This is a genomic window from Paenibacillus sp. Marseille-Q9583, assembly GCF_976954365.1.
The window spans coordinates 1-1,043 of the sequence record NZ_CDRJTB010000159.1; the positions used below are offsets into that span (position 1 = coordinate 1).

General features: G+C 49.7%; 1 protein-coding gene. It reads right to left on the bottom strand.

Annotated features, from left to right (window positions below; all coding sequences use genetic code 11):
* Positions 1-1,043 (bottom strand): amino acid adenylation domain-containing protein (locus ACWNM1_RS30565; RefSeq protein ID WP_449603933.1); only part of this gene is annotated, 1,043 nt, incomplete at both ends.

Below are 1,043 nucleotides of genomic sequence, written 5' to 3' on the forward strand. Positions count from 1 at the left end.
GGGTAACGCTTTGCGGTTGACCTTTCCATTTGCAGTCAGTGGCAGGTTCTCTACCTGCACCATGTAGGAGGGGATCATATAGGACGGCAGTTGTTGCCCCAAATACGTGCGCAGTTCCGTTACAGGTAAAGCCGTCTCTGAAACCACAACCACATAGGCGCTCAGCGCAGGCTCTCCTTCCCTATCTTTCCGCGCTACCACGACCGCTTCTTGGATCGATGGATGGGTTAATAAGCAGGTCTCAATTTCACCCAGCTCGATCCGGTATCCCCGAATTTTCACCTGATCGTCCATCCGGCCCAAGTACTCGATGTTCCCGTCTGGCAGCCACCTGCCTAGGTCTCCGGTTTTGTAAAATCGCTCGCCTGAACGAAACGGATGAGGGATAAACTTCTCCGCGGTCAGTTCCGGTCGGTTCAGGTACCCCCGTGCTAGACCCATCCCTCCAATGTGCAGTTCCCCAGCTACACCGATTGGGACCACTTGTCCGTAGGCGTCCAAGATATATACTTGCGTATTGCGTATCGCTCCCCCAATGGGGATCTTTCCACTACTGTTCATTTTCACTTTACGGTACATCGACCATATCGTGGTTTCCGTGGGTCCATAGAAATTCCAAACCCTATTGTTTTTACTCATGTAATCATTAGCAATCCCTACAGACAGTGCTTCCCCGCCCATAATAATTTTCTTATCGCGTATATCGAATTGGCTTAACATTCTTAAGGTGGAGGGGGTGCCTTGGATCATGGTTATGTTCGTAATGACCGCCTGATCTACACTTTTGCCCGACTCAACAATTGAGATCTGTGCGCCTATCATCAGCGGTGCAAATAGCTCTACCGCAGCAATGTCAAAAGAAATTGTGGTTAAACTAAGCAGGGTATCTGTTGCTTCGATCGGGAGAACCTCAATCATGTCCAGTAGAGTATTCAGTACCGAAGCATGCTCAATCAGAATCCCCTTTGGCTTCCCCGTCGAGCCTGAGGTATAGATCACATACGCCAAATTTTGAGGCGTTACCCCACTAATCGGATTGTCCT